This is a genomic window from Terribacillus saccharophilus, assembly GCF_046592595.1.
GTDB lineage: Bacteria > Bacillota > Bacilli > Bacillales > Amphibacillaceae > Terribacillus > Terribacillus saccharophilus_C.
On sequence record NZ_JAWVPF010000001.1, the window covers coordinates 373,142 to 393,385 of the forward strand.

The 20,244-nt window shown below is 43.2% G+C and carries 25 protein-coding genes and 1 other annotated feature; of the genes, 6 read left to right on the forward strand and 19 right to left on the reverse strand.

The features are described from left to right. Positions 1-13: 13 nt before the first annotated feature. From SFC25_RS01810 to lacG, 4 genes are all read right to left on the reverse strand, one after another. Positions 14-1,651 (reverse strand): glycosyl hydrolase 53 family protein, encoded by a 1,638-nt coding sequence (locus SFC25_RS01810; RefSeq protein WP_411213636.1) that lies wholly within the window; start codon positions 1,649-1,651, stop codon positions 14-16. A 16-nt stretch (positions 1,652-1,667) separates the two neighbouring features. Beyond that, on the reverse strand, positions 1,668-3,368 hold the full coding sequence (locus tag SFC25_RS01815; RefSeq protein ID WP_411213637.1) for a PTS lactose transporter subunit IIBC: 1,701 nt from the start codon (positions 3,366-3,368) through the stop codon (positions 1,668-1,670). 14 nt (positions 3,369-3,382) lie between these two features. Continuing rightward, positions 3,383-3,697: a PTS lactose/cellobiose transporter subunit IIA gene (locus SFC25_RS01820; protein ID WP_411213638.1), complete on the reverse strand. Its 315-nt coding sequence runs from the start codon at positions 3,695-3,697 to the stop codon at positions 3,383-3,385. Between the two features lie 74 nt (positions 3,698-3,771). Then, a complete protein-coding gene (lacG, locus tag SFC25_RS01825) occupies positions 3,772-5,172 on the reverse strand; it encodes a 6-phospho-beta-galactosidase (protein ID WP_095221921.1) in 1,401 nt (466 codons plus the stop codon). A 226-nt stretch (positions 5,173-5,398) separates the two neighbouring features. On the opposite strand from lacG, the gene SFC25_RS01830 reads away from it, so the two are divergent. Further along, positions 5,399-6,157 (forward strand): DeoR/GlpR family DNA-binding transcription regulator, encoded by a 759-nt coding sequence (locus SFC25_RS01830; protein WP_411213639.1) that lies wholly within the window; start codon positions 5,399-5,401, stop codon positions 6,155-6,157. A 17-nt stretch (positions 6,158-6,174) separates the two neighbouring features. Next, positions 6,175-6,852 carry an HAD family hydrolase gene (locus tag SFC25_RS01835; protein WP_411213640.1) on the forward strand — a complete coding sequence of 226 codons (678 nt, stop codon included), beginning with the start codon at positions 6,175-6,177 and terminating at the stop codon, positions 6,850-6,852. Positions 6,853-6,893: 41 nt separating this feature from the next. Here SFC25_RS01835 and SFC25_RS01840 read toward each other — a convergent pair whose 3' ends face one another. Beyond that, positions 6,894-7,490, reverse strand: coding sequence for a flavin reductase family protein (locus SFC25_RS01840; RefSeq protein WP_411213641.1), 597 nt, complete (start codon positions 7,488-7,490; stop codon positions 6,894-6,896). 80 nt (positions 7,491-7,570) lie between these two features. Here SFC25_RS01840 and SFC25_RS01845 point away from each other — a divergent pair, with 80 nt between their 5' ends. Next, positions 7,571-8,302 carry an ArsR/SmtB family transcription factor gene (locus tag SFC25_RS01845; RefSeq protein ID WP_411213642.1) on the forward strand — a complete coding sequence of 244 codons (732 nt, stop codon included), beginning with the start codon at positions 7,571-7,573 and terminating at the stop codon, positions 8,300-8,302. A gap of 145 nt (positions 8,303-8,447) precedes the next feature. Here the strand turns inward: SFC25_RS01845 and SFC25_RS01850 are convergent, their stop codons facing one another. Then, entirely contained in the window at positions 8,448-8,540 is a 93-nt protein-coding gene (locus SFC25_RS01850) for a putative holin-like toxin (RefSeq protein ID WP_245609660.1), read from the reverse strand. Positions 8,541-8,717: 177 nt separating this feature from the next. Between SFC25_RS01850 and SFC25_RS01855 the strand changes: the two genes are divergently transcribed. Further along, entirely contained in the window at positions 8,718-9,311 is a 594-nt protein-coding gene (locus SFC25_RS01855; protein WP_411213643.1) for a C39 family peptidase, read from the forward strand. A 24-nt stretch (positions 9,312-9,335) separates the two neighbouring features. Here the strand turns inward: SFC25_RS01855 and pbp4b are convergent, their stop codons facing one another. From pbp4b to SFC25_RS01880, 5 genes are all read right to left on the reverse strand, one after another. Further along, on the reverse strand, positions 9,336-10,667 hold the full coding sequence (gene pbp4b / locus SFC25_RS01860) for a penicillin binding protein PBP4B (protein WP_411213644.1): 1,332 nt from the start codon (positions 10,665-10,667) through the stop codon (positions 9,336-9,338). A gap of 120 nt (positions 10,668-10,787) precedes the next feature. Further along, positions 10,788-11,255, reverse strand: coding sequence for a hypothetical protein (locus tag SFC25_RS01865; RefSeq protein ID WP_411213645.1), 468 nt, complete (start codon positions 11,253-11,255; stop codon positions 10,788-10,790). 1 nt (position 11,256) lies between these two features. Further along, a complete protein-coding gene (locus SFC25_RS01870; protein ID WP_411213646.1) occupies positions 11,257-11,451 on the reverse strand; it encodes a helix-turn-helix transcriptional regulator in 195 nt (64 codons plus the stop codon). Between the two features lie 100 nt (positions 11,452-11,551). Then, complete coding sequence (locus SFC25_RS01875) at positions 11,552-12,301, reverse strand: HAAS domain-containing protein (protein ID WP_411213647.1); 750 nt, start codon at positions 12,299-12,301, stop codon at positions 11,552-11,554. A 2-nt stretch (positions 12,302-12,303) separates the two neighbouring features. Further along, positions 12,304-12,627: a PadR family transcriptional regulator gene (locus SFC25_RS01880; RefSeq protein WP_411213648.1), complete on the reverse strand. Its 324-nt coding sequence runs from the start codon at positions 12,625-12,627 to the stop codon at positions 12,304-12,306. A 196-nt stretch (positions 12,628-12,823) separates the two neighbouring features. Here SFC25_RS01880 and SFC25_RS01885 point away from each other — a divergent pair, with 196 nt between their 5' ends. After that, positions 12,824-13,471: a DUF975 family protein gene (locus SFC25_RS01885; RefSeq protein WP_411213649.1), complete on the forward strand. Its 648-nt coding sequence runs from the start codon at positions 12,824-12,826 to the stop codon at positions 13,469-13,471. A gap of 18 nt (positions 13,472-13,489) precedes the next feature. Here the strand turns inward: SFC25_RS01885 and SFC25_RS01890 are convergent, their stop codons facing one another. The 6 genes from SFC25_RS01890 to SFC25_RS01915 form a co-directional block, all read right to left on the reverse strand. Further along, on the reverse strand, positions 13,490-14,458 hold the full coding sequence (locus SFC25_RS01890; RefSeq protein WP_411213650.1) for a Gfo/Idh/MocA family protein: 969 nt from the start codon (positions 14,456-14,458) through the stop codon (positions 13,490-13,492). 82 nt (positions 14,459-14,540) lie between these two features. Beyond that, the gene (locus SFC25_RS01895) at positions 14,541-15,194 is read right to left on the reverse strand and encodes a DUF3298 and DUF4163 domain-containing protein (protein WP_411213651.1); all 654 of its coding nucleotides are present in this window, start codon (positions 15,192-15,194) and stop codon (positions 14,541-14,543) included. A gap of 50 nt (positions 15,195-15,244) precedes the next feature. Further along, the gene (locus tag SFC25_RS01900) at positions 15,245-15,715 is read right to left on the reverse strand and encodes an ASCH domain-containing protein (protein ID WP_411213652.1); all 471 of its coding nucleotides are present in this window, start codon (positions 15,713-15,715) and stop codon (positions 15,245-15,247) included. Then, entirely contained in the window at positions 15,699-16,487 is a 789-nt protein-coding gene (locus SFC25_RS01905; RefSeq protein WP_411213653.1) for a PP2C family serine/threonine-protein phosphatase, read from the reverse strand. The genes SFC25_RS01900 and SFC25_RS01905 overlap by 17 nt, the downstream gene beginning before the upstream one ends. Next, positions 16,474-16,932 (reverse strand): HIT family protein, encoded by a 459-nt coding sequence (locus SFC25_RS01910; RefSeq protein WP_411213654.1) that lies wholly within the window; start codon positions 16,930-16,932, stop codon positions 16,474-16,476. The genes SFC25_RS01905 and SFC25_RS01910 overlap by 14 nt, the downstream gene beginning before the upstream one ends. 38 nt (positions 16,933-16,970) lie before the next feature. Further along, positions 16,971-17,174: a binding site (T-box leader), on the reverse strand. Beyond that, a complete protein-coding gene (locus tag SFC25_RS01915) occupies positions 17,175-17,561 on the reverse strand; it encodes a PH domain-containing protein (RefSeq protein WP_411213655.1) in 387 nt (128 codons plus the stop codon). Between the two features lie 334 nt (positions 17,562-17,895). On the opposite strand from SFC25_RS01915, the gene SFC25_RS01920 reads away from it, so the two are divergent. Then, positions 17,896-18,567, forward strand: coding sequence for a hypothetical protein (locus tag SFC25_RS01920; protein WP_411213656.1), 672 nt, complete (start codon positions 17,896-17,898; stop codon positions 18,565-18,567). 42 nt (positions 18,568-18,609) lie between these two features. Here SFC25_RS01920 and SFC25_RS01925 read toward each other — a convergent pair whose 3' ends face one another. Both SFC25_RS01925 and SFC25_RS01930 read right to left on the reverse strand, forming a co-directional pair. Then, positions 18,610-19,251, reverse strand: a complete 642-nt coding sequence (locus SFC25_RS01925; protein WP_411213657.1) for a FusB/FusC family EF-G-binding protein — start codon at positions 19,249-19,251, stop codon at positions 18,610-18,612. Between the two features lie 71 nt (positions 19,252-19,322). Then, complete coding sequence (locus SFC25_RS01930; protein ID WP_411213658.1) at positions 19,323-20,072, reverse strand: alpha/beta hydrolase; 750 nt, start codon at positions 20,070-20,072, stop codon at positions 19,323-19,325. Positions 20,073-20,244: the final 172 nt, after the last annotated feature.

Below are 20,244 nucleotides of genomic sequence, written 5' to 3' on the forward strand. Positions count from 1 at the left end.
CTGCGGGCTTTTCTTATTTCTTCTGGAGCTTTATGTGATCGACATTCATCCAAGCATTCGCTTGCGCTTTGTTGTAGATTCCAATCTCTATTTTACCGTCTGTGACTTTGACATTATCAAGCGTTACTTTTGTCCAATCCGAAGCAACTACAGGTATTGTCTGTTTCAGCTGTGTACTGCCATTCTTCGTATAGATCTCAGAAGTTGTATGTGTACCGCCAGACTTTACCCAAGCAGATAGTTTATACGTGCCATTCGTCAAACCCGTCAGCTGCTGGTAGACAGAAGCTTCATATGCTGTTGCATTCCAGAACGATAACTTGTAATTCCCGTCAAGAGCATCAGCTTCTGTTTTGACAGCTGTGCCTGTTGTTCCAGAACCAGTCCATTTTGTCCAATCCGCCGGAGTTCCAGAGTATCCGCCTAATTCAAAGCTCGGATTCTTCGCATAATTCGTCTGAGCAGCTGCATTCGGAGTACCAAAGATCTTCACAGCATCCAATGCATTTCCATTGAAATCAAAGATTGCTTGGTTATCCCACTCATTACCCGGATCATCTGTAACGCCGAGATAATTCATACCAGCTGTCGTAGCCCAGGATACTTTTCCGTTATTCCATAGTGGCTCCCAGTAGAAGAATCCGGTTCCCTTCTTATTCGGCACTTGCTGGACAGATGTTACCAGATCCTGCATGAAGTTATGTTGTTCTTTCGGGGTTGCTGCATAACCTGCAGCTGCAGCTTCTTCCTGACCAAATGCATTTTCCTTTGCATCGGCGTTACCCGTCGTATGGCCATATGCTGTTTCGACAACAATGACATCTTTCCCATAACGCTTGGATATATTGTTCATATTTGTTTCCAAGTCATCCAGCGTACCGTGCCAATAAGGATAATAGGAAATTCCAATTGTATCGTATTCCACATTGCGGGCAGTAATTTCGTCGAACCACCATTTAAAGGTTTCATAATTACCGCCCTCTGCCAAATGCAGCATCAAAGTGGTATCTTTCGGCTCTGTATCCTTAACCGCTTTGATACCAGACTTGAGGAAAGCTGCCAGTCTGTCGAATTCACCGCCGCCTTCTCCCCAGCTCTTACCATGAGGCCACAGCATGCCGCTATTTAATTCATTTCCTATCTGAACCATATCCGGGTAGACATTTTGCTTATTCATTTCGGCAAGCACGCTATACGTATAATCATATACCGTCGTGTTTAGCTGTTCGAAGGATAATCCCTGCCAGCTTTTCGGCAGATTTTGCTTACCAGGATCAACCCAGAAATCGCTGTAATGGAAATCAAGCAATACCTTCATACCTTTCGCTTTAGCTCGCTTGGCCAAATCGATTGTCGTTTTCAAATCATTTGTACCTGCACCATACGAATTGCCAGCTGCATCTTTCGGGTCATTCCAAATACGCAGCCTGACATAGTTAGCTCCATTGTCTTTTAAGATTTGCAAGGGATCCTTCTGCACACCATTTTCATAATACTTTGCTCCAGCTTTCTCCATATCCGCCAGCGTTGAAATATCTGCACCTCGGATGAAGGAGCTGTCATAGCCAGCTGCTTCAGCGGGGTGAACTGCTACGAAAGCACTCGATAAACTTAACATTAAAGCAAACAGCAATACGAACTTCTTCTTCAAGATATTCTCCTCCTGCTTATTTAAGCTGGTCGATAACGTAGTCAATCGCTTTCTTCGGATCACGTGTCAAACTGATATACTCTGCGCCTTTTGTTGCAGCTAATTTAATACCGAGACGATCAGTATCTTCTTTTATATCTTCAAAATACGACCCTACCTGAGGTGCCAGGATGACCATATCGTAATCTTGCATGATTTCATAATGCGAGCCGTATGCTCCAGCAGACGCAGAGATCGGTACGCTGAATTGTTCGGCTCCTTCTGTTAAAGCATTGGCTAGCATGGCACTTGTACCAGCACCTGCACAAAGGACGAGGACGTTTGTGGGTTTTACTTCATTTGATACAGATTCTGTTTCTTCCAATTCTACTGCTGCTTGCGTGGCTGCAATGCCGCTTACTGCGGAAGCCATTGCTGGCTGCGTTCTTGCCGCCGCTTCCAGCTGCGCGTTGCGCGCTTCCTGCATGACGAGCTCTTTGTCGTATACCTTACAGAATGGCAGATAAATCAAGAAGTCTACGACAATCAAGGTCAACACTAGCACGAACGACCATAATCCCATTCCGGTTCCGAGCACAAGGCCTATTGGTGCCGGCGTGGCCCAAGGCAGGACATACATGAAACTATTCATGCCGATGACATCAACGAAGAATTTAAAGATACATACGTTGATCATCGGTGTCAGCAAGAATGGAATGAAGAAATACGGATTCAGGATGATCGGCGCAGAGAATAATAATGGCTCGTTCACCGCAAAACTGACTGGTATGAAGGACGCCTTACCAACTGCCTTCAGCTGCTTCGATTTTGCCAAGAGCATGAAGATGAACGGTACCACAAGCGTGGCACCTGTTCCGCCCATCGTACCTACAAAGTTACCAAGGCCTACTGTCAAGACATTGGATGCCTGCTCTCCTGCATTATATAGCTGCAGATTAGCCTCTACATTGACATAGATGATGGCAGCAATCGCTGGTTCAACGATAGACGGACCGTGCACACCGACAAACCAGAAGAATGCCATCATACCCCAGATGATCATGATACCAAGGTAGCCGTCGGCCGCAGTGAATAATGGGGAAAGCAGTTTGACTAGTGCTTCCGCAAATGGAACATTCAAAGTAGTACGAACAATCAAGTCGATAATGACCATACCAAGGACGGAGAATGCAAATGGAAAGATATCCTTGAATGTCTGGGAAATCGTTCCTGGCACTTCCTTTGGCATTTTGATCGTAATGTTTTTCAATACACAGACACGATAGACATTAACTGTTATGAAAGCGGATACAAATGATGCCAGTAAACCTTTGGTTCCCATGTATTCGGCAGAGAATCCGCCGTCGATCTGCGAAACGCTCAATAGCATGAACCCCACAATGGATGCGAGCATTGCCGATGTCGAGTTGATCACTTTATTCTTCGGCATTTTCCGGTTCACTGATTCACTTAGACTTCTGGCTGTAGTAGCGGAAACCAGCAAGCCTACCACGCCCATGGAATAGTTATATACTTTCCACAGCCATGTCGAAACACTTTCCGGCCAGGCGAATCCAAGTACTTCCGGCAAAGCCGCCAGAAGGATGAAGATACTTGCGAACAGGATTGCAGGCATTGCCGTCAGGAAACCATCACGAACTGCCCCAAGATAGATATTTCGGGAAACCTTCTCGAAGAACGGTTTCCCTTTTTCAATTTGTCCAATAATCCCTTTCATCCTACTTCCTCCTTTTAACTCGTTTTGCGGTAGAGCTCGACGAAGTCCTGTACAAGCTCCCGAAGAAGCAATGTCGTCATCAGATGATCCTGACCATGGATGAAGATGAAGCCAATATCCATATCCTTGCCGGCTGCCTCATCTGCCAGTATCTGTGTTTGTGCATTGTGAGCCAATTTAAGGTTTTCATCCGCATTTTTCAACTCTTCTTTTACATTCTCGAAGTTACCTGTACGCACTTCCCGCAGCAATTTCATTAGCGAGCTGCGCGCATCCCCGGCATATGCAACAATCTCAAAACCTAGCATTTGTAATGATTCTTTTGTCATAATAATCCTCCTAGAATGCTTGCTTTATATTAATTTCGGAAAAGCACGGCGAGCAGGACCCACCATGCAGAAGATCAACTGATTGTCTTTGTCTCACTAAGCCGCTTGTACCAGTAAGCAGAAGCCTTCGGATAACGCTTTTGTGTTTCGAAATCGACATAGAATAATCCGTAGCGTTTGTTATAACCATTCGTCCAAGAAAACAGGTCCATCAACGACCATAAGAAGTAACCTTTTACATTTACTCCATCCTCAATTGCCTTGCCGATCGCTTCCATATAGACTTTCAGATAGTCAATCCGCGCTTCATCCATAATGACGCCATCCTCGAACTCATCTTTGTAGCCCATACCATTTTCCGTGATATAAATTTTGTTGTAATGAGGATAATCCTCTTTTATACGCACAAGGATGTCATACATACCTTCCGGATAAATCAGCCAATCCCAATCTGTACGCTTCAAACCTTCTTTGTAAATCCGTTCTCCGATACCTTTCACTTTGTAAACAGAAGTCCCTTTGTCTCCTGTTCCATTGTGATGAATCTGCGTTTCGCCATCATACGCTTTTACGAAGTGGCACTGGTAATGGTTGATACCAAGATAATCATTTCGGCGGGATGCCTTCTTCATAATCTCGAAATCTTCTTCCAGGAATTCATAGGTTGCCCCGTTCGCTTCAGCAATTTCTTCTAGTGCCTGCATCGTTTTATCTGAATAGTATCCGAGATATGTAGCATCCAAGAGGAAGCGGATGGAAAGTGCATCATCCAAGAAAGCCGCATGCTGATCCTCCGGTGAGTCTGTTGCTGGATATTTTGTTTCTAAAGAATGGACGACCCCAATCTCACCAGGGTAATTATTGTCCTTGAACAAGTTAACCGTCCGTGCATGGGCAACCATCATATTATGCAAGCATTGGATAATCATTGAGAAATCACTTTTTACCGATGGAGGGAATGTCCCTAGCAAGTACTGATTTGTCGCAACTGGATATATTTCATTGAAAGTGCTCCAGTAGTGAACTTCATGGAATTCCTTGAAACAGAACGCCGCATAGTCGACGAAGGCGTCCAAGTTGTCCCGATTTAAGAAATCTCCTTTATCGAACAGTGTTTTCGGTGTATCGAAGTGATGTAAGGTTACGAAGGCTGTGATATTCCGCTTTTGACACTCTGCGAAAAGATTATGGTAGAAATCGACGCCTTCTTGATTCACTTCTCCTGTTCCATCCGGGAAGATTCTTGTCCAAGCAATGGAAATACGGATACCATTCACACCGAATTTCTCACAAAGTCTGATGTCCTCTGGGTATTGATGATAAAAGTCACTGGCAGGATCGGGACTGAATCGACCTTGCTTCTCCAGGAACTCATCCCAGGCTACCGGCCCCTTACCGCCTTCCTTCGTCGCGCCCTCTGCTTGATAGGCTGCTGTTGCTCCTCCAAATATGAAATCCTCAGGCAACTTATACATAATCGGATTCCTCCTTCAAAATGTTTGTTTAAGTAGTGATATATTGTTTGTTTTTGTTATCTTTCGTTCATTGTAAACGGATACAATTAACCTGTCAACGATATATTTTCTAGATTTAGGTAAATAATAATGCACAACAAACATCTATTTGTTTGTTATTGTTTATTTATATTGACTGTATAAACTCGCATATGATAAGTTATGTTTATAGTTTTGAGGTGAAAACATGTTGAAAAGAGAGCGCTTATTAAAAATAGTGGACATCGTCAACAAACAAGGAATCATCACAGTCAACGATATAATCCACGATTTGAACGTTTCAGATATGACGATCCGCAGAGATCTAGATGAATTGGATAAGGCAGGAAAGTTAGTAAGGATACATGGCGGGGCGCAAAGCATTACTCATGCAATGGATCAGGAGTTGTCCCATGTGGAAAAGCTAGATGTCCAGGTAGAGGAAAAAACGCAGATTGCTGCACTAGCTGCTTCGGTCGTAAGCGATCGAGATACGGTTTTTCTTGGGCCAGGAACGACGATTGAACTGCTTGCCCGCCACTTACTTCATAAGAAAATCAGAATCATCACGAATAGCTATCCTGTGTTTGAGATCTTGACCCAGAGTGATACAGCGGAGATTATGCTGATCGGTGGTGACTTCCGCAAGAACACCGGTACGTTTGTTGGGCCACTTGTAAATAGCAGCTTGCAAAAGCTCAATTTTACGAAGGCTTTTATCAGTGCGAATGGTGTCCATAATGAAGAGATTTCTACCTACAGTATTGAAGAAGGTGAAGCGCATCAGATTGCGCTGAACAATTCTCGCAGTAAATACTTGCTTGTCGATCATACGAAATTCAATCGGGAAGATTTCTATGTATTTTACAACTTGCATGATATGGATTACTTAATAACGGATGATAAGCTGCGCGCAGACGTTCAGGCGCATTACGAGCAGTATGTTGAGGTGCAATTACCACAATAGGCTTAGGGGGAATAGAAATGAAAGGCGTTATTTTCGATTTCAACGGTACCATGTTCCTGGATTCCCATTTACATGAGCAAGCTTGGTTCCACATGATCCGCAAATATGCTGCAGCGACTATTACGAATGATGAGATTTTTACGAATATCCACGGTCGCACAAACAATGAGATTTTACGTCACTTCATTAATAAAGATCTTACTGATAAAGATATTCAGAAGTTATCCGATGAAAAAGAAGGTCTCTATCGAAATCTATGCCTGAAAAACGAAAAAGACCTGGTACTGACAAAAGGCTTGGCCGAGACTTTGGATTATCTGAAAACACAGGAATTGCCTCGTACAATAGCTACAGCAACAATAAAAGAAAATGTTGCCTTTTACTTCGACGTATTCAAACTGGACAGATGGTTCGATTTTGAAACTGTCACATTCGATGATGGCAGTTTCCCTGGAAAACCTGCTCCTGATATCTTCTTGATAGCAGCGAAAAAGCTGGGTCTCAAGCCAAACGAGTGCCTTGTCATCGAAGATGCCTTTTCTGGTCTCACTGCCGCCAAGAAAGCTGGAATCGGTACAATCATCGCAATCGATCCTTTCGGTAAAAATCGGAAAGCTTTTGAACAGAACGAACTTGGTTCTGGTGGCATTATCCAAGACTTTACGAGTTTCCAAGAACTATTGCTTGTTAAATAGAATAACCCCTTCATCATCAGTCGGATGAGGGGGTTATTTCTTTATGCTCGCGCTGTCTTACCTAATTCTTCACCGAGCCCAAAGTAATGACGGAAGTTGTAAATTAGCGGGCTCCACTTGCTCGGATCGATATGCTGATCTTCTTTTATAATGCTTTCCTGCGCATGGATGGCTGCAGCTTCCAGTTCTATAATAGCTATACCTTCCATGTTGTCCGGTTCTCTGATATGTCTCACTTCCGCTTCAATCTGTAGGGGGCATTCTGCAATCATTTCTGCTCTTACAACCGAGGCGGCTTTTCTGGTCAGACCAGCTGCGTGGAATTTATCCTTTACAAACTTGTATCCACACGCTGCTTTATCGGAAGGAACAGGTTCTTTCCCTGTGCAGGAAGCAAGTCTTTCGACGTTCTGCCATAAATCAGGACCAGGGATATTGAGCACGCATTCCCCATTTCGCTGCAGGTTTTCATATGCTTTACCGGTTGTACCAAGACCGATAACAAGAAAGTGATCCAATGCCCAGGAAGAGGATATTGGACTGATGTTGGTCGTGTCATCCTCATTTACTGTTGTAAGCAGGACAACAGGGTTCCCGTAATACAATATCTTAGGATTGATCGTTTTTGTTTCCACCATCTAGCTTCTCCCCTCTCCATCCTTAGCTTAAAATAAAGATAGTACGAGCATCATCGAAATATGGATGTCAGGAAAGGAAGATGGATTTGCATCCTCATCATGTTGCAGGAGCTGCCAGCCTGCTTAGTGAACCGTCCCGAAGTATCATGCTCACTTATATGCTCGATGGCAGATTTCACACTTCAGGGGAGCTAGCCCGAGCTGCCGGAATCACGCCGCAGACAGCCAGCTTCCACCTAAAGAAGCTGGAGGAAGCCGGGTTTCTTGACCAGACCAAGCAGGGACGCCATCGTTATTACGGACTAAAAGATCCCGCCATAGCACAAGTAATCGAATCTTTACTGACAATCACACCGCAAGCTCCAGTGTCCTCCTTCAAGCAGGCGGCAGAAGATAAAGCTATCCGCTATGCCAGGACCTGTTATGATCATTTGGCTGGCTTTCTCGGCATACAAATTGCCAAGGCTTTGGTTAAAAGTGATTATGTACACGAAGATCACGACCAATTCATCCTGACAGCTAAAGGAGAAACATTCTTTACAGACTTTGGTATCGACTTGGAAACAACGCGAAGAACAAGGCGTTCATTCTGCCACTGCTGCTTGGATTGGAGCGAGCGCAAGCATCATCTTGCTGGCGCATTAGGGCAAGCAATGCTGGAACGTTTTCTGGAACTGGATTGGCTGAGAAAGAAACAAGGGTCACGGGCACTCCTGCTTACAGAGACAGGGAAAAATGGGCTTTCTGAGGTTTTTGGTTTAGATATCTCAGAGGTACATAAAACACATGACAACAAGGTGTATTTACGATAGAATGTGCATAAGATAAATAACGAAAAAAAGACCGTCTAGTGCTGGTAACACCAAACGGTCAAGCAATAGCAAGGATTCCTCAAAGGAATCAACCCACAAGAGCGAAAAAATAACCTACCCGTCATGAGCTGTCACTCAAGGGTGGTTATTTTTTTTGGTTTTTGTCAGACATAATCGCAACAACCAGCGTACCGAAAGAAATCATCAACGTCAGCGTTTCGAATACTGTCAGAGGCATCACCTCCCCCCTGGAGGGATAAGTGAGCCGACCACCCTTGAGTTATCTATGCTATTGTCTGTCCATTATATCAAGGTCACCTCTTGGCTACATCTATCTTTCGGTGGAATTTTTTTGTATTCAGCACCCTTGCTCTATTGCTATAATTAGGAAAAATTGCATAAGGCGGGATGAGACATGAAGTTATTAGATGTTCCCTACATCAAGCAGCGTCCGGAGCTGCCTTCGGGATGTGAAGTAACGGCGCTGACAATGGCTTTATCTTATTATGGAAAAGCTGTAGATAAACTATCATTAGCTCGTGAAATGCCCATGGATAACACGTCTGCCGAACGCAATGCAGATGGAACAATTCGCATTTGGGGCGATCCGGAAGATGGTTTTGTCGGCGATCCATTCGATAATGGTATTACAATCAATCCAAATCCGCTGAAACAAGTAGCAGATAAGTACCGGCCTGGCAGTTTGGCACTGTACGGAGAGGCATTCGATGTCGTTGAAACTCATGTCACAAATGAACGCCCTGTGCTTGTCTGGTTTACAATTCATCATGAGATGCCTACACCACGCATCTGGCACACCCCGACTGGAAAAGTTGTTCAAGCACCCCGTCCCCTGCATTGCATCGTCATCACTGGCGCGGATGATGATTACGTTTATTTCCATGACTGTGAATCAACAGAAAAGAGCGGACAGCATATAAAGCTTGAAAAAGCCCACTTCATTCGAATTTACGAAGCGATGGGAAGCCGCGCGCTCGTCATTACATGAAAAAACACGGTCATTGACCGTGTTTTATTTCATTGCCTCATATATCGCTTGGACAACTGGTCCATAATCCCCGGTAGCATATTCGTCACCAGCAAATAGATTGCTGTTTGCTGCCGGATCAAGCACAGGCGTGTGTTTTTTGTTTGTCAGCAGGACGATTCCAAGGTCATATTCCGGGTCGAGGATCGTAACTGTCCCGGTCCAGCCCGTATGGCCATAAGCTGCGTCACTTGCTAACGAACCGAACATCCAATCCATTGCCCCTTCATCCCCGTTCCTGCGCCAGCCAAGGCCATATGTTTCATTTGTAGGAGAAGCCGCCGTAAACGCATCAATTACATCTTCATCAAAAAATTCCTGCTTGCCATATCCTCCGCCATTTAGCATGACTTGCAGTAAAACAGCCATATCATTGGTGGTCGAAAAGAGTCCCGCATGACCGGATATACCATCCATTGCATAATAGCTCTTTTCATCATGCACTTCACCGATAATCGTATCAGTCCTGATATTCGGGAAAGAGTAATATCCGTCTCTTGTGTTGCCAAGCCGCTCTGTCGCAGCTACATCTTTCACCTTTACACCATTTTCCAACGGGTTGAACATCGTATTTTTCAAATGAAGCGGCTCATAGAAGGTGTCCTCCACATACGTATCCAATCGTGTTCCTGTTACACGTTCCACTATGACACCCAGGAGCATATAATCAATGTCACTATAAAGATGGTTTGTTCTCGGTTCATATTGGAGCGGAACCTTAGGCAAAAGTTCAATGGTACGCTCTCGGTCCTGCGAATAAAATGCTCCTGCTGTATCCGGATTATGGAACTCGATACTAGCTGGGAAACCCGCCTGATGCTGCAGCAGATCTTGAATCAAGATCGTATCCTTCCCCTTAATTGCTGCATTTGGCTCATCCTTGAATTCCGGAATGTATTCACTGACCTTGTCCGTCATATTGATTTTTCCCTCACTGACCAGATGCTGCAGCGCAAAATTGGTAGCGTACATTTTTGTATTGGAAGCCAGGTCATATAACGTATCTTTCTTCACTTTCTTAAGGTGCTTCAGTTCCTCCAGTCCGTCATACACCTGGCGGTAGCCGTAACGGGAATCCTTCACTATCTTTCCGTCTTTGATGATGATCAGTGATGCTCCCGGGAAACCATTTTCGATATCTGTTTCAATTAATTCATCTACTTTCGCTAACCCTTCTTTAGTGAATCCCGCTTCTTCCACTCTCTTTACCTTCTCCAGTGTTGGGTACTCCGTTGTAACTGCCAATGCTGACGTAGGGACAAATAATAGCAAGAACATAAGTGAGAAAATAGCAAACTGCTGGCCAAAATGTTTCATCCGTACTCCTCCTTTGTCTTGTCTACTGTTTCCCTTAAGTAAAAACAAATTCCTTTCTGAAGTGGAAAAACACGAAAAAAGCACTGCGTGATGCAGTGCTTTAACAGGTAAATGATCTGTTTAGTTGATCAGTTCTCGGTTTTTCCGGTAGGACCTTTTGAGTGATACATAATTAGTTAAGAATAGCAGTAACGCTGCTATGAAGCTGACTATCAGACCTTCTATTAAAGGTACTGTAGTCGCACCAAATATATAAAGTAATGAAACACTTGTACACATAAGAAGGAGGAATGACGTTGATTTCATTACAATACCTTTTCTCTCTCGTCGATAAGCTTTTTCAGTCATGATTTCGGCAAACTCCATTCCCGAAAGTATATAACGAATCCAGATGTAAGCTATTGTTCCAAACAACATTCCTATAAGAACAATGACACTGATCAAAGGAATAAATTCAAAGTGTGAAAGGACAATCAGTGCTACTACAGCTACCAGCTGCAAGATCGCAGCTTCCGCAAAGTATACAAGGATATTTTTCCGCTTATATTCATCATCCGGCAGCAAAAAACCAATCCATGTTTTCTCCATCTCACTCAACCTCCCAAAATAAATCATCCAATGTCTTGCCCAATGCTTTTGAAATTGCAACACAAAGCTGCAGTGTTGGGTTATATTCACCTTTTTCGATCAAACCGATCGTCTGCCTGGTGACACGTACTTGTCTGGCCAGCTGCTCTTGCGTCATCTTCTGTTCCATTCTTGTAATCTTTACTTTGTTTTTCATAGATAAAGCCCCTCTATGTAATATATACATTACATTTGTAACATATACATTACATGTAAAACATTTTCCAGTCAATAAAAAACGCATGCCACAGCATGCGTTAATTTTCTTTTTTATTTTGTATAAAGTACCATATCGTCAGCGAGAGAGACAGAACAATAAAGATCGATATTAGTAGGAAAAACTCACTTTCCTCATTTATATTAGTGTATCGCAAAATTATCTGAGGAATATAGAGAACAGCCGGTACTACGACAGAAATCCATGCTTTCCAATATAATGCTGAAGCAATAAAAGTGAAGCAAGCAGCAATGATTACTACTGTATTCAGGAGCGGACTGATTGTTATCACTGGTGTCTCTATAAAAAGATCTGTTAATAGTATCCCAATGAACATTGCAGTGGGCACTGTTCCCATTAGGAAATATAGAAATAATGTCACTTTCTTGGATACTTTATTTGCCGCTATGAATCGATATAAACTAAACAGTAAAAGTATCGTGATAACAAATACAGCAGGATTTCCAGTTAGGGCCAACAAGGAATAACTCCGGTCATCAGCTATCGCTTTATTCATAATGAGATACGCAAAGCCATTCAACATGATTAGCGGGACAAATATAAGCCAAAACCGGCTATCCTTTTCAACTTCTGCTTCTATTTCCTTCATATAAGCTTTTGGAGAAATCCCGATGATATGCTCGACACTTTTGCCATTTTGCTCCGCTTCATACAAGTGATCCTCCAGTTCTTCCATTATCTCAATTACTTCTGCTTCCTTCCTGCTGCTGGCAAATAAATAAATCCGCAAGTTATCGAGAAATGTCTTGCTTTCCTTGGATAATGTCACAATTAATTCCTCCCCAATATGTTATCTACACTGGATGAAATAGCTGCCCATCTTTCTTTGAAATCATCTAGTTCTGCTTGACCTTCTGCTGTTAATTGATAATATTTCCGCTTCGGCCCACCCGATGGCAATGGCTTACTCGTTGTTTTAACGAGGCCTTCTTTTTTCATTCGCAGCAGCAATGGATAAATACTGCCCTCGCTTACCATGGTAAATCCATAGGAAGCGAGCTTCTCCACCATCTCGTAGCCGTACGTTTCACGTCCATCGATGATGGAAAGCAAACAGCCCTCGAGAATACCCTTTAATAATTGACTAGATGACAAATTTACTTTTCCTCCCCACTATGTTGTTTAACAAGCTAGTTGAGTAAAAAAAGAAGCTGATAAAACTACTTTGTTTTACAAGATAGTTATACAATAGCATGGAATCTCCTTAAAAACAACCATACTTTTCCAAAAATGTGTGGTATGCTCAAGAAAGTTGTATGCATATACATATAAAAAACTCGGGGGAGACCATATGATCACTAATCAAACTTTGAAGCAGGATGCATTGGACAGTCTCAGCGGCAATTGGGGCAAAGGTGTACTTGCTGTTTTTCTCTTTTCCGTCATTTCAACTGCTTTAACACTTATTACTAATCCTTTGTTCAGCTTGCCACCTCTTTGGGAGATGACCACTTTTAAAGAAGACATCATTGCTAATATACAGTCTACAATAATAAATTACGTCCTGCTTATGCCGTTATACATAGGGACAACTTGGCTATTTCAAAGCTTTGTCCAGGGAGATCGACCTCCATTCGGTTCCATCTTTTCACCTTTCAAACGTTTCTGGCGGTACATGCTGACTGGTTTCATTCTAACTGTCTTGCTCACTTTTTGGACCTTATTGCTGATTGTACCTGGCATAATCAAATTCCTAAGTTATTCTCAGACACTCTACATTTTGCGGGAGAACCCTGATTATTCTATTTTTGAAGCTATCCGGGAAAGCAAAGAGAAAATGCATGGCTACAAGATGGAGTTATTTTTATTAAATCTAAGCTTTATCGGCTGGGCATTGTTATCTATTCTAACCTTATTTATCGGTCTGTTTTGGCTGGAACCATACATCCGAACAACCATGGCTAGTTTCTATGAACTAAAAATAAAGCAGGCCTCCTGAGGGATGCCTGCTTTATCTTTAACACTCAAAATCGAATTTTATTTCCCACTGCTTCCGAAGCTGATCCATAATCTTCATAACATCCTTCGTATAAGGCAATGTTACATGTGGAACATCCTTCTCAATGAGCTCCTTCATTGCTCTTACTTCATACTGCAACGCCTTTTCCGTCTCCCCTACCTCTATTGTTTCCGTTTTGTCTTGCTCTACATAACAAACGGTGGCTTGCTGGGCCCGGGAGAATTTTTCAATATCAATAAATCCTTTGGTACCCATGACTGTAGCACGTTCTGGAGATTCCACCATAAAGGATAATGTGATGGTAGCAAGCTGCCCTTTCTTATTCTTCAGAATGATTCCTGCCTGCTGATCCACACCTGTTTCATGTTTTGTAACGGTGCTGATGACTTCACTTGGCTCCTCCTGAATAAACATGCGAACAAATGACAAGGCGTATACGCCAATATCCAAGAGTGCCCCGCCAGCTAAATCAGGGTTAAAGAAACGATTCGTCGGATTGTTTTCTTTGATACTATTAAAGTTCACACTTAATGTCTGAACCTCACCGATTTTCCCTCCATCAATCAACTGCTGCAGTTCCTTATAAATCGGCATATGGTAAATTGTCATTGCTTCTGCCACAACCAGCTGCTTCTCTGCCGCCAAGGCAGTGATTTCATTAAGCTGTTTGGAATTTACTGTAATAGCTTTCTCAGCCAGCACATGTTTTCCATGTTTCAAGGCTTCCATGATTGTTTCATAGTGAAAGGCATGCGGGGTCGCTATGTATACAACATCTACTTCCGAGTCACCCAGCACACCCTCGAATCCTTCATAGAATCTAGGTATATCGAATTTCTCCGCAAATGCTTGTCCCTTTTCTTTGTTCCTTGCACCAACAGCCAGGATGGATTCTTCTTCTTTCTGCAATGCTTCCGCAAAGTGATGTGCAATCGATCCTGGTCCTAGAATTCCCCACTTCAACATTTTTTCTCCCCATTTCTCTATTTTGTTAATGTAGGTATACCCGAAAAAGCCATGGATGCAGCATACTTCCATGGCTTCTTTCTCAGCTGTATATTTTCTTGGGTATTTTGATAACTTGATTACCGGAGACATATGGTGCAATATCGTATTGCTGGAAGACAATTGCTATTCCTTCATCTGTAAAAAAGAAGGCCGTATTTTCATTTAGGTGGATATCCTCTTTTTTAAGATCTGGATAGAATATCTCAGGTCTTGCTTTAGCATAGGTGAAGACATAGTGCTGCACTTTCTTCAGCTGACTAGGTGTCTGCAGGATATCCGTCAAATAGACGCGTTTCTTTTCTTTCAAGTCGTAATTAAAGGATTCCACCGCTGTTGAGCCATGTGCTCCACCGGTAAAGATATAGCTGCTTGTGAGGATACTAAGCTTGCGATCCGTATTATATTTGACTTCAAAATCAGTCTGAAAATCCGGATCAAAATTATACTTTTTGCCAGCCTCTATATTCTCCTTACGTGCTATTGCAGCTTTCTCGATATAAGCCTTAAAATCTTTGTTGATCCTTCTTGTAAGCTTCGGAGTTCCCGCATGCTTTACTTGCGGATATTTCAGCTCTTCCACATCATCATAGTACTCTGTTTCCACAATCACATTCTTCTTAGGCTGTGCTTGCACAGGATGCACCAAAACAGAAAAGGCCAGCACTAACACAAACAATATTATCGCTTTCTTCATCAGTTTCCCTCCACTGTATCTTCTCGTCTACAGTGTGTGCAGGACACCAATTATTTATGAGCGATAAACCGTACAGCAAATTCCTCACAAACAACCATCATATCTGGCGAAAACGAACGTCCAATTTCTTCCATCTCTTTCGTGAAGAAGGGCTCGTGAACGGAACGCCAATAAGCAAGTGTGCGATCGCCTTCACCCTCTTTGAAGGCAAAGGTCTCATCCACATCCTTATAAGGTTTCACTTCTACCTTCACAATTTCGATTACAGCACGTGGATTTCCTGCTCTGTCGAGTACAACGCTGTGAAGACCTGGTTCTGGAACAGGCTCATTCTCCAATTCATACAGCAGATGATTAGATGCAGTGGCTGTTTTGATTCCCTGAACGACCAGCTCTGCCAGTTCGTCCGCTAAAGCATCATCACCGCCAAAGCTCCAGGCTGTATACGTTTGTGGTGCCTGTGGATTTTGCTTCATATAGTCCTTATAAAAGACGTCTACTTGTTCAGTATGATCTGTCACTTGGCATCAATCCTTCCTCTGAAATATCTATTGTCCAGCAAACAAATGTGCAGCTGTCCCGCACTAAATGAGATTCCAAACCGGAGAGCAGCTGCTGTACAAACGCATTATCATTCATTCTTCCTAACAAGTCATATAGTTTCTGGCCGGTCATGTTCAGCCCTGGACATTCCAACAAGCCATCTGTCGTCACGAAAAGTCGATTCTCCCCTTTTCTTAGCTGCCGCGTCCCAGTTGTGTAGGAGGGGACATGTAAGGACCAGGCATTCTGCTGACCGATCCATTCATAAAAATGTCGGGTATTCTGTTCAAATTCACACATTTTCGCTAATTCATCATGGAAAAGATACAAGAGACAATCACCTATCGAAAGCCACCAAATATATGCATCTTTACGGAAGACAAATAGACATGCAGTCTCTCCTTTACTATTTCGGCATGCTTCCAGGAAAGAAGGCTGGGATAACTGATCTGTAACGACTGCAGGTACTTGTCCAAATGCTGATGCTGCCTCACAAGCATTTCGTAACTCAGGTTCGGCCTGCAGAAAGGTTTCAGAAACGAGCCTGGCACTTTCTGCTGAATGATGCGCGTCCATCAGCAGAACGAACTCCCAATCCTCTCCGGTGAATAGTACTACCCCATCTTCGTTTTTCGTTTGACCGGCTTTTGTCATCCCGCCAAGTCTTCCCAATACCAAATTACCGAAGCGTTTCACATCAGAAGAATCAAGGAATGCATGCTGATCGCCTGTCCAGCTAAACGTTTGCATGGTAATTCTCTTTCATAAAGCACTGTAGTTTTTCTGTGATTTCCTTTATTTCTGCGTGGCCACCAAAAGGTGCATCCGGCCAACCGTAAACATCCATCGGTCCCCAGTATTCTTCAGGAGTTCCTGCATATCTGGGAATGATATGCATGTGCACGTGAGGGACAGCATTCCCAGAGACAAGTGTATACACATGCTCCGCTAGCAGCGTTTCTTGCAATGCCTTGGCCGTTCTTTTCATTGCTATACCGAAGGCCGCCGCTTCATCTTCTGTCATATCTCCTATTTGCGGAACATGACGTTTCAGATCGAGCATTATATGACCCAGATAAGTCGGTTGTCCCTTTTTATCGATGTGACTGATATAAATAGAATCATCTTCATAAATACAATCGCCGCTCACTTGCAAAGATCCTGCATGCTTGTCACAAATAAAGCAACTTTCCATAGTGCACTCCTCCTTATAAAAAAATGCCCATCATCTCCTAAAGAGACAATGGACATTGTGGTACCACTCTTTTTCGGCGAGAAAGCAGCTCACCCTCAAAAGCTGATAACGGCAGCCAGCCGACCAGGCATTTCCTCCCGGGCACTCCCAGATGAGTTCGGATGTTCCCCTGACTGCCTCGCACCATCCGGCAGCTCTCTAAGACAGTTCGACATCCTACTGCTTCTGTTCCTTGCGTCTATCTATTCCAACAATTGCTTGCGGTTGAACGTATTCCGGAACAAGAGATCACGCTGATGATTGTTAACGAACATCCTGACGATATCACTTACACCCTTGAGATGAATCAGACGATGGCTTGTTACATATTTTATATCTCCATTATTCAAATGGATAGACAATTCGCCTTCCCCTGTGCCTTCTGTATATAGGATATAGTCGATGCTGTCATAGCTGGTCGTGTCCAGATAAGCTGGTTTTATCAACGGTTTATGCGTAAACAGGATTCGGTTCTGTGTGACACCAAGGATGCCATTCCTCTCGTCGAGCTTACTTTGTACATAGAGAAAAATCCGTTCTTCTTCTTCTAAGTACATGGACAATTCCTTCAGATCTCTTTTTTGCCCCATTTTCCGCGTTCTCCTCACTTAATGTACTTGCTTCCAATCCTGATTCATACTTTCTAAATATATATCGCACTTCAGAATTTATGCAATAAAAAAATGCGGCAGATGCAACTCTTTTCAGTTTCTTATAAATCCCCTATACTCTCCTACATATTACCAGCTAACGAAAAGAAATGATACCTCTCATCTCCAATTTTTCCAGCCCTTCCTAGACTTTCTTCTAGGGAATTAGGCTCTTTTCATTTCATTCCATATAGGGTTACGGTATGATATTTATGTCTTTATTTGCTTATTTTCTAGAAGACGATCTTGTTAAAAGAGAGGATGAAAGAAGTATATGAAACTGTTCCGTGTTCCAATAGCAGTATTGCTGTTCGCAATTGCATTGACTTTATCCGCCTGCAGTAAGGACGAAAAAGCAGCCGAAGAGCCAAAAACACCGACGGCACAAGCAGCAGTTACAGAAGGAAACGAAGATACAGATGCATTGTCTGCCGATTTGACAGATACTGTGACAGCAGAAAACCCCTACTTCCCGGACCGTCTGACGAAAGATGCGGTTGCAGAAAAGGAAATGCTGTCTGAACAGAACTTTGATCAGTCCGAAACTGATGACAATCTGGAAGTGACCCTGAAAGGGATTCAATATACGAAGCTGAAACCGGCTGATTCCTATGAGGATTCCTTTACCGGTTTCAAGGATCCGGAAAAAATCGTTGCAGCCACAGCGAAGCTGGAAGTGAAAAATGATGGAGAAAGTGCGGTACCATTAAAGGACATGGGTGCTTTTCTTGAAACTCCAACATATCGAATCCTGAACCATAACGTTTTGGAAGCAGATTCTGGTGAGATCGAACCTGGCCAGACTTCTACCAAATATGTTGTTTTCCTCATGGATCAAACAGATTACAAAGAAGAAGATTCCTTCTCCCTGCGTATCTCCAGTATCACTGATAACGAAGAAGACCTGCTGGCAGCTGATTTGACATTCGATCTGCCCGAAGAATAAAAAAAGGAGCACACGCCCCAAGGCATGTGCTCCTCTTTTTATTTATGATGCATGCAGATTAGAGATGAAATTATAGAACCGGTTGATATCTGTCAGATTTCGATTACATTTGGCGCTATCCCTGCACACATAATTTCCGCGTTTCACATACGTCCCTTGACCGCGGCCAATCGGATCAGCCATGAATAATCCAACACTCTCCAGCTTATTGCAGATCGTGCAAATCCCTGGCTGTGAGGATGGTGTAATCGTACCACGGGCAGCCATCATTCCATCCTCATGTGGGGCAACCATATACTTGGCCTGCTGCCCAGGGTCATTCCATCCTAGATAAGAGGTCTTCTCCCAATCGACTTCATCCAGTTTTGGTACATGTAAATGCTTCACTTTCGGGAACAGCTTTCGTAGCTGCTGCTCTGTAAGCACAGGAAATGGCTTGATAGATGGACGCAGCTGAGCTAAAAAAAGCTCTGCATCGATTTCATCCTGCACACCCTGGATTCTTTTAAGCATTTCCGTCTCTTCTTCTGAGAGCTTCTCGAATCGGTTCATGATCTTCTCTTCAGCTAATGAGCGGAGTCCGAAAATAATGTCTATATCTTTGACAGCAGCAGAACTATTCACAAGCTGCTGCACCTGTTCTTTAATATTGTTATATTGGTCGTTTCGGATAAAGGCTTGCATGTGGACATCCCTCCGTTTTGATCGCTTCCTCTCATTTTAGCAGATATCGAGCTGGAAACAAAAAAACCGGATCAGCAGCTGAAGAAATAGCGGAATGCCCGACTCATCGTTGCTGGGACAACTGACGCGTGATTCTCATCGTCTGCAACGTAGTATGAGGTGTTCTCATCCATCGTGCTCGGCAAACGATGATAAAGCGCCATCGCATCTTCCACCATGAAGCCTTCCTCTTCCCCCACACTAATAAAGAGCTTGGAATCCTTGGCACCGCTCAGGAAGGAATAAATATGTTTCTCATTCCACCAGATCGAAGGACTGATAGCCAGGTAGCATTGAAAGGCTTCCGGACGTTTGAACATGCTATACAGCGCAAACAACCCACTCAAGGAATGTCCGTACAGACACTGCTTATCCTGCTGTACTGGGTAGTTCTCGATGATTCTGGGCTGCAGCTCATCTGTTAGCCAATTCAAGAAAGTCTCTGCTCCTCCATGCTTTCCAGTCGTTTTGCCTTTCATTTTATCCGGATATGTATAAACTGGTGCTGGCGGCGTAAAATCGTAGAAACGCCGTTCTCTTATGACCGAATCTTCTGCATCCAGCGCTACTCCTACAACTATTGCTGGATCTATTCCTGTTTTGAGTAAATTATGAGATTGATTTCGTATGACTTCAGTACCCAGTCCGAAATAATAATTAGCATCCATCATATAGATAACCGGATATCCTCTTTCTGATTGCGGGGGTTGCTCTGGGATATAAACTTGAACACGATAATTCACTCCTGGCTCTTTCCCTGAAAGTATCCATACCTCTGTCATGTTTCAGCCTCCTTCATATGCTTGTTCCAGTCTGGGTAAGAATTAAATTCGAATCTTTGCAACCATACAATTGATAATCATTATCAATTAAATATAACAAAACGAGAAGCTATTGCAAGAAATAAATGGATATTAGCTATTTAGGTACTTGTATTCTGTTTCTTGACATCAA

Excerpts from the sequence above, each read along its gene's own strand:
- SFC25_RS01815 (WP_411213637.1), bottom strand. The coding sequence starts at position 3,368 with ATGAAAGGGATTATTGGACAAATTGAAAAAGGGAAACCGTTCTTCGAG.
- SFC25_RS01820 (WP_411213638.1), bottom strand. The coding sequence starts at position 3,697 with ATGACAAAAGAATCATTACAAATGCTAGGTTTTGAGATTGTTGCATAT.
- lacG (WP_095221921.1), bottom strand. The coding sequence starts at position 5,172 with ATGTATAAGTTGCCTGAGGATTTCATATTTGGAGGAGCAACAGCAGCC.
- SFC25_RS01830 (WP_411213639.1), top strand. The coding sequence starts at position 5,399 with ATGTTGAAAAGAGAGCGCTTATTAAAAATAGTGGACATCGTCAACAAA.
- SFC25_RS01835 (WP_411213640.1), top strand. The coding sequence starts at position 6,175 with ATGAAAGGCGTTATTTTCGATTTCAACGGTACCATGTTCCTGGATTCC.
- SFC25_RS01840 (WP_411213641.1), bottom strand. The coding sequence starts at position 7,490 with ATGGTGGAAACAAAAACGATCAATCCTAAGATATTGTATTACGGGAAC.
- SFC25_RS01845 (WP_411213642.1), top strand. The coding sequence starts at position 7,571 with ATGGATTTGCATCCTCATCATGTTGCAGGAGCTGCCAGCCTGCTTAGT.
- SFC25_RS01850 (WP_245609660.1), bottom strand. The coding sequence starts at position 8,540 with ATGCCTCTGACAGTATTCGAAACGCTGACGTTGATGATTTCTTTCGGT.
- SFC25_RS01855 (WP_411213643.1), top strand. The coding sequence starts at position 8,718 with ATGAAGTTATTAGATGTTCCCTACATCAAGCAGCGTCCGGAGCTGCCT.
- pbp4b (WP_411213644.1), bottom strand. The coding sequence starts at position 10,667 with ATGAAACATTTTGGCCAGCAGTTTGCTATTTTCTCACTTATGTTCTTG.
- SFC25_RS01865 (WP_411213645.1), bottom strand. The coding sequence starts at position 11,255 with ATGGAGAAAACATGGATTGGTTTTTTGCTGCCGGATGATGAATATAAG.
- SFC25_RS01870 (WP_411213646.1), bottom strand. The coding sequence starts at position 11,451 with ATGAAAAACAAAGTAAAGATTACAAGAATGGAACAGAAGATGACGCAA.
- SFC25_RS01885 (WP_411213649.1), top strand. The coding sequence starts at position 12,824 with ATGATCACTAATCAAACTTTGAAGCAGGATGCATTGGACAGTCTCAGC.
- SFC25_RS01890 (WP_411213650.1), bottom strand. The coding sequence starts at position 14,458 with ATGTTGAAGTGGGGAATTCTAGGACCAGGATCGATTGCACATCACTTT.
- SFC25_RS01895 (WP_411213651.1), bottom strand. The coding sequence starts at position 15,194 with ATGAAGAAAGCGATAATATTGTTTGTGTTAGTGCTGGCCTTTTCTGTT.
- SFC25_RS01905 (WP_411213653.1), bottom strand. The coding sequence starts at position 16,487 with ATGCAAACGTTTAGCTGGACAGGCGATCAGCATGCATTCCTTGATTCT.
- SFC25_RS01910 (WP_411213654.1), bottom strand. The coding sequence starts at position 16,932 with ATGGAAAGTTGCTTTATTTGTGACAAGCATGCAGGATCTTTGCAAGTG.
- SFC25_RS01915 (WP_411213655.1), bottom strand. The coding sequence starts at position 17,561 with ATGGGGCAAAAAAGAGATCTGAAGGAATTGTCCATGTACTTAGAAGAA.
- SFC25_RS01920 (WP_411213656.1), top strand. The coding sequence starts at position 17,896 with ATGAAACTGTTCCGTGTTCCAATAGCAGTATTGCTGTTCGCAATTGCA.
- SFC25_RS01925 (WP_411213657.1), bottom strand. The coding sequence starts at position 19,251 with ATGCAAGCCTTTATCCGAAACGACCAATATAACAATATTAAAGAACAG.
- SFC25_RS01930 (WP_411213658.1), bottom strand. The coding sequence starts at position 20,072 with ATGACAGAGGTATGGATACTTTCAGGGAAAGAGCCAGGAGTGAATTAT.